The sequence below is a fragment of the Anaeromyxobacter sp. SG66 genome, assembly GCF_022690805.1.
Lineage (GTDB): Bacteria > Myxococcota > Myxococcia > Myxococcales > Anaeromyxobacteraceae > Anaeromyxobacter > Anaeromyxobacter soli.
In genome coordinates, this window is sequence record NZ_JALCZC010000020.1 from 54,862 (window position 1) to 60,985 (window position 6,124).

The 6,124-nt window shown below is 75.0% G+C and carries 5 protein-coding genes; 3 read left to right on the top strand and 2 right to left on the bottom strand.

All coding sequences use genetic code 11. The features are described 5' to 3' along the window. Positions 1-42: 42 nt before the first annotated feature. Positions 43-855 (bottom strand): cation transporter, encoded by an 813-nt coding sequence (locus MNZ39_RS08590; RefSeq protein ID WP_242337386.1) that lies wholly within the window; start codon positions 853-855, stop codon positions 43-45. Between the two features lie 121 nt (positions 856-976). Here MNZ39_RS08590 and MNZ39_RS08595 point away from each other — a divergent pair, with 121 nt between their 5' ends. Continuing rightward, positions 977-2,764, top strand: a complete 1,788-nt coding sequence (locus MNZ39_RS08595; protein ID WP_242337388.1) for a glycoside hydrolase family 15 protein — start codon at positions 977-979, stop codon at positions 2,762-2,764. Between the two features lie 38 nt (positions 2,765-2,802). On the opposite strand, the gene MNZ39_RS08600 is transcribed toward MNZ39_RS08595, so the two are convergent. Continuing rightward, positions 2,803-4,362 carry a hypothetical protein gene (locus MNZ39_RS08600; RefSeq protein ID WP_242337390.1) on the bottom strand — a complete coding sequence of 520 codons (1,560 nt, stop codon included), beginning with the start codon at positions 4,360-4,362 and terminating at the stop codon, positions 2,803-2,805. 329 nt (positions 4,363-4,691) lie between these two features. On the opposite strand from MNZ39_RS08600, the gene MNZ39_RS08605 reads away from it, so the two are divergent. Together MNZ39_RS08605 and MNZ39_RS08610 are read left to right on the top strand one after the other, a co-directional pair. Further along, positions 4,692-5,153, top strand: coding sequence for a chemotaxis protein CheW (locus tag MNZ39_RS08605; RefSeq protein WP_242337392.1), 462 nt, complete (start codon positions 4,692-4,694; stop codon positions 5,151-5,153). Continuing rightward, a partial coding sequence (locus MNZ39_RS08610) for a CheR family methyltransferase (protein WP_242337394.1) occupies positions 5,150-6,124 on the top strand: 975 nt, incomplete at its 3' end. The genes MNZ39_RS08605 and MNZ39_RS08610, both read left to right, overlap by 4 nt.

A 6,124-nucleotide genomic window follows, 5' to 3' on the forward strand; every position in this document is an offset into this window, starting at 1 on the left:
ACGGGCGGAGGACGCCGGCCGCCCCGCGCGGCCGGCGTCCTCTCAACGTAGCCGCAGGATCCGGATCCCGCCCACGAGCACCATGGCGGCGACCGCAGCGCCGACCGCGAGGTCGGGCAGCCGGGAGCCGGTGATCGCGACGAGGGCGCCCGCGAGGATGACGCCCAGGTTCGCGAGCACGTCGTTCGTCGAGAAGATGACGCTCGCCTTCATGTGCGCGCCCCCGTCGCGGTGGCGCGACACGAGGAGGAGCGAGGAGACGTTGGCGGCGAGCGCGAGGAGCGAGATCCCCATCATGGCGGGGGCCTCGGGCGCGCTGCCCGCCGCGAGCCGCCGCACGACGTCCCCGAGCGCCCCCAGCGCGAGCGCGGCCTGCAGCCAGCCGGAGACGTGCGCGGCCCGGACCTTGAGCGCCGCGGGCTTCCCGACGGCGTAGAGCGCCAGCGCGTACACCGCCGCGTCGGCGAGCATGTCGAGCGAGTCTGCGACGAGCCCCATCGACTGCGCGAGCCAGCCGGACACGAGCTCCACCGCGAACATCGCGGCGTTGATCGCGAGGACCGCGCGGAGCGTCCCCGCCTCCCGAGCGTCCGTGTCCACCGCGCCGGCGCTCGCTGCCGCCGCCTCGCTCCGAAGGACCACTGCGCCGAGCCCGAGCGGCACGAGGCGGGCGAGGAGCGCGGAGGCGTCGCCCCCGTGCACGACGGCGACCTCCCGCGCGGCGAGGTCGAAGCGGAGCCCTCCGATCTCGGCACCGTCGAGCGCCATCCGGATGAGCCGCTCCTCGGACGGACAGTCCATCTTCGGGACCGAGAACAGGGTGCGGCGCAGCGTCACGGGGTGAGGGGAGCCCATCGGCCGTTCGTTACCGCGTCCGCGCCGTGATGGCCACCTTCGCACCGCCAGCCCGCGGGGGAACCCGCTCGCCGCCGCGACGGGAGAGGCGACCGCCAGGCGCCTGGATTAGCACCCGGGCATGGCGCTTCGGATCGAGGACTACGCGCTCGTCGGGGACATGCAGAGCGCCGCCCTCGTCGGCCGCGACGGTTCGGTGGACTGGCTGTGCTGGCCGCGGTTCGACTCGGATGCGTGCTTCGCCGCGCTGCTCGGTGGTCCGGACGACGGGCGCTGGCGCATCGCGCCGAGCCTCGCGCCGCGCCGCGTGACGCGGCGCTACCACCCCGGCACGCTCGTGCTCGAGACGGACTTCGAGGTGGACGGCGGGCGTGTCCGCCTCGTCGACTGCATGCCGCCGCGCGCGGACGTGCCCGACCTCGTGCGCGTCGTCGAGGGCGTCGAGGGGCGCGTCGCGATCGACTTCGAGCTGCGGCTCAGGATGGAGTACGGCGCGCGCCGCCCCTGGCTGCGCCGGCTCGACGGCGGGGTCGAGGCGCTGGCGGGACCGGACGCGGTGCTGCTCCGCTCGCCGCTCGCGTGCGAGCTCGAGGACGCTTGCGCGCGGCGCACCTTCGAGGTCGAGGCGGGGCAGCGGGTGCCCTTCGCGCTCACCTGGTTCCCCTCGCACCGCGCGCCGCCGCGCCCGATCGACCCGCTCGTCCAGCTGGAGAACACCGAGCGGTTCTGGGCGGGCTGGGTCGCGCGCTGCACGCACGAGGGCCCGTGGCGCGACGAGGTCATCCGGTCCCTGGTCACGCTCAAGGCGCTCACGTACGCGCCCACGGGAGGCCTCGTGGCGGCGGCCACGACCTCGCTGCCCGAGCGGCTCGGCGGCGTGCGCAACTGGGACTACCGCTACTGCTGGATCCGCGACGCCACCCTCGCGCTCACCGCGCTCGTCGACGCGGGCTATCGCGAGGAGGCGGCGGCGTGGCGGGACTGGCTCCTCCGCGCCGTCGCGGGCGATCCGGAGAAGCTGCAGATCATGTACGGCCTCGCCGGGGAGCGGCGGCTCGACGAGCGGGAGGTGCCGTGGCTCGCGGGGTACGAGGGCTCGCGACCGGTGCGGGTCGGCAACGCCGCGCACCGCCAGCTCCAGCTCGACGTCTACGGCGAGGTGATGGACAGCCTGTTCCAGGCGGAGGAGGCCGGCCTCTCGCCGCGGCCCGAGGGGTGGCGCATGCAGCGGGCGCTGCTCGAGGCGCTCGAGGGGCGCTGGGACGAGCCGGACGAGGGGATCTGGGAGGTGCGCGCCGGGCGCCAGATGTTCACGCACTCGAAGGTGATGGCGTGGGTCGCGTTCGACCGCGCCATCCGGGCGGTGCGCCGGTTCGGGCTCGAGGCCCCGGTCGAGCGCTGGCGGGCGCTGCGCAAGCAGATCCACGAGGAGGTCTGCCGGCGCGGCTACGACGTCGAGCGTGGCGCGTTCGTGCAGCGCTACGGCGCGAAGGACCTCGACGCGAGCCTGCTCGTCATCCCGGTGGTCGGGTTCCTGCCCCCGCGGGACCCGCGCGTGCTCGGGACCATCGACGCGATCGGGCGCGAGCTCGTGGACGACGGCCTCGTGCGCCGCTACGACACCGCGACCACGCCCGACGGGCTGCCGCCGGGGGAGGGGATCTTCCTCGCCTGCTCGTTCTGGATGGTGGACGCGCTCGCGCTCGCCGGGCGGCGGGACGAGGCGGTGCGCCTGTTCGAGCGCGTGAGCAGCCTCGCGAACGACGTGGGGCTGCTCAGCGAGCAGTACGACCCGGGCGCGCGGCGGCTCGTCGGGAACTACCCGCAGGCGTTCAGCCACATGGCGCTCGTCGGCAGCGCCGAGGTGCTGGCCCGCGGGTGCGGGCCCGCGAGCCGGCGGTCGCGCTGAGCGGTGCGCGCCGGGCTCGCGGTCCCGCGTGAGGCGCGCTACGGTCCCCGGTAGACGGTGAGGCCGCCGTTCGCGCCCTTCCAGGTCGCCATGTGGCTGAAGTAGACGATCCGGCCGTCCACGCCCGCGTAGGCGTCGATCTGGATCGAGCCGACCGGGTTCTGCTGCGCGAAGAGCGGGGCGGTCTTCGGGACCGGGAACGTCCAGGCGCCGTCCTTGTAGCGGCCGATGACGCCGTAGCCGAGGCCGGCCCAGACAGAGCCGTCCTTCGGGTCGCAGGCGACCGAGTACACCGCGCACACGGACGTGCCGGCCTCGTCCCAGCAGTACTCCGGCGGGATGGCGACGTGCTCGAACACGTCGTCCAGGAGCGGCTCGCCCGGCGCGCGGCGCGCGAGCCCGTGGATCTCGGAGGCGATCCAGAGCGTCCCGTCCGGGCAGAAGGAGATCGAGCTCACCGCGTCCTGGTAGGCGGGGTTGTTCGCCCAGAACTCGGTGGCGGACGTGAAGATCGGGTCCGGCCAGACGTCGTAGAACCCGGTCCAGGCCGACCAGTCGCCGTCCTTCGGCGGGAACATCGGCGCGTTCCAGCCGTCGGCGCGCGCCCCCGCGCCCTTCTTCACCGCGAGCCGGATGCCGTTCGCGGCCCACGGATCCCCCGTCGTCGGGTCGATGGCGAGGGCGGTGGCGGTGCCGGTGATCATCTCCCCGCCCGGCTTCCGGGGGACGCCGTTCTCGTAGATGACGCCGCGGAGATCCGGGTGATCGTGCTCCCACACGTCCTGCGCGGCCTCGAAGCCGGGGTACTTCGTGGCGTCCACGTGCCAGCCGCGCTCCGCGGCGTTCGCGATGAGGACCGAGAACGAGCCGTGCGAGCCGGCGAACCAGACGTCCCCGTAGTGTGAGCCGCGCGCGGTGTCGTGCTCGACCGCGATGCGGTGCACCTGGCGGACCTTCTTGCGGCCGAGGTTCCAGAAGTCGTAGGCGCCCGTCTCGTTCACGCGCTCCGGGGGCGCCGCGATGAACACGTGCCGCGCGCGCGCGAGCGTGCCCGCCGCCGCGTCGAAGTCGACCACGTCCGCTCCGCCCGACGACATCCACCACTCCGGGTCGAGGTCGCCGTCGGTGCCCATCCCCATGAAGCCGAGCACCGCGCGGCCCGGCGCGGCGCCGGCGACCGAGATGACGGGGCACAGCAGCGTCTGCGCCTCGTCGCAGTTCGTGGTGAGCCCCGCGGACTTCGCGTCGAAGGCCTTGAACTCGGCGTCGGAGCGCGCCTTCGCGAACACCGCCGCGCCCGCCGCCACGTACACGTTGCCGGCCTCGTCGGGCGACGCGTCGTAGACCCCGACCTTGTCTCCCTCGGCGGCGTAGAACGACCAGCTGCCGACGGTGGCCGGCGCCGCGAGCGTCACCGCCGGCTGAGCGTCGGGCGGCGGCACGACGACGGGAGGATCCACCGGCGGCTGCACCGGCGGAGGCACCACCGGCGGAGGCTGCTCCTGCGGCTGCTTCGCGCCGTCGCCGCCACCGCCGCCACACGCCGCGAGGAGGGTGGCTGCCACGAAGACCCACTTCCTGCCGAGACGTCCGCTCACTCCGCTTCCCCTTTCGACGACGCGCCGCTCGCCCTGCCGTCACACGAGCGGCTTCACGTCGGGACGCTGAGCGTCGCGCCGCGCGCGAGCAACTGCCGCCACGGGACGGCCCCACGGCCGAGGCACGCAGGGGGATTCCCGTCCCGGGGGCTTGCTGCCGGCGAGGCGCAGAACGGTGGGCGGAACTCCGCCCCCGCGAGTCCTCGACGAGGTCCCGACGCGACCGACCAGGCTCCCGCCGGCTGACCGGCGGATCGACCGAGCGGCGCTCGGATGCTTGCGGCCCGGCCCTCCGGTCGCCTACGGTGAATGCCCCGTCTGGAGGCGTCGTGGACCCGGAAGGAAAGCGCGAATCCGTCCTGCTCGTCCGCGCCGGCGGGCGTGCGTGCGCGATCCCGCTCTCCCAGGTGATCGAGACCCTGCGTCCGCTCCCCACGACGCCGTGCGCGGGGCTCCCGCCGTTCGTGCTCGGGGGCGCCGTGGTGCGCGGCGCGGCCGTCCCCGTGGTGGAGCTCGGCGCGTTCCTCGGCGTCGCCCCCGCGCCGGCGACCCGCTTCGTCCTCGTCCGCTGCGGCGCTCGTCCCGCCGCGCTCGCGGTGGACTCCGTCACGGGCGTCGCGTCGATCGCCGGCGGGGACCGGACGGCGACGCCGCTCCTCGGCGCCGCGGACGGCGGCGCCATCGAGGCGCTCGGCGCGCTCGACGGCGAGCTGCTCGTCCTCCTGCGCGCGGCGCGGATCGTGCCGGACGGCGCGTGGCGCGCCATCACCGGGCAGGAGGACGTCGCGTGATCGGCCCGGCCCGCCCGGATCAGGTGGAGCGCTTCCGCCGCGCGCTGGGCGCCCGGCTCGGGCTGCGGTTCGACGACGACAAGCTGGACCTCCTCGCGCAGGTCGCGGGCGAGCGGGCCGAGGCGACCGGGGTCCGGTCCATCGACGCGTACGTCGCGCGGCTCTCGACGGACGCGAGCGGCGACGAGGTCCGGGCCCTGGCCGAGCGGCTCACGGTCGGCGAGACCTACTTCTTCCGGAACACCAACGACATGGAGGCGTTCACGGGCGCGGTGCTGCCGGACCGGGTGAGCCGGCGCGGCGTCGACCGCCGGCTCCGGCTCCTGTCCGCCGGGTGCGCCTCGGGCGAGGAGCCGTACACGCTCGCGATGCTCGTCCGCGCTACGCCGCAGCTCGCGTCCTGGGACGTGCGCGTGCACGGGATCGACGTCAACCCGGCCGCGATCGCCCGGGCGCGCGAGGCGCGCTACTCGGCCTGGTCGCTGCGGCAGACGTCGCCCGCGCTGCGCGCCCGCTTCTTCCGCCCGGAGGGCCGCGACTTCCGAGTGGTCGACGACGTGCGGGCCCTCGTCACGTTCGAGGAGCGGAACCTCGTCGACGAGGATCCCGAGCTGTGGGCGCCCGGGAGCTGGGACGTCGTCTTCTGCCGGAACGTCGTCATGTACTTCTCGCCCGAGGTGTTCCGGCGCGTGGTCGCGCGGATCGCCGGCGCGCTCGTGCCCGGCGGCTATCTCTTCCTCGGCCACGCCGAGACGCTGCGCGGCGTCTCGACCGACTACCACCTGCGGCAGTCGCACGGGACCTTCTACTACCAGTCCCGGGGCGCCGACGAGCGCGGGCTCGCGCCCGCCCTGACGCAGGAGGAGCTCCCGGCGCCGACGCCCCCGCCCGACGCGCGGACGGCGTGGGTGCAGGCCATCCAGGACGCCTCGGAGCGCGTCGCCCGGTTCGCCGCGGCGGCGCGCGCGCCC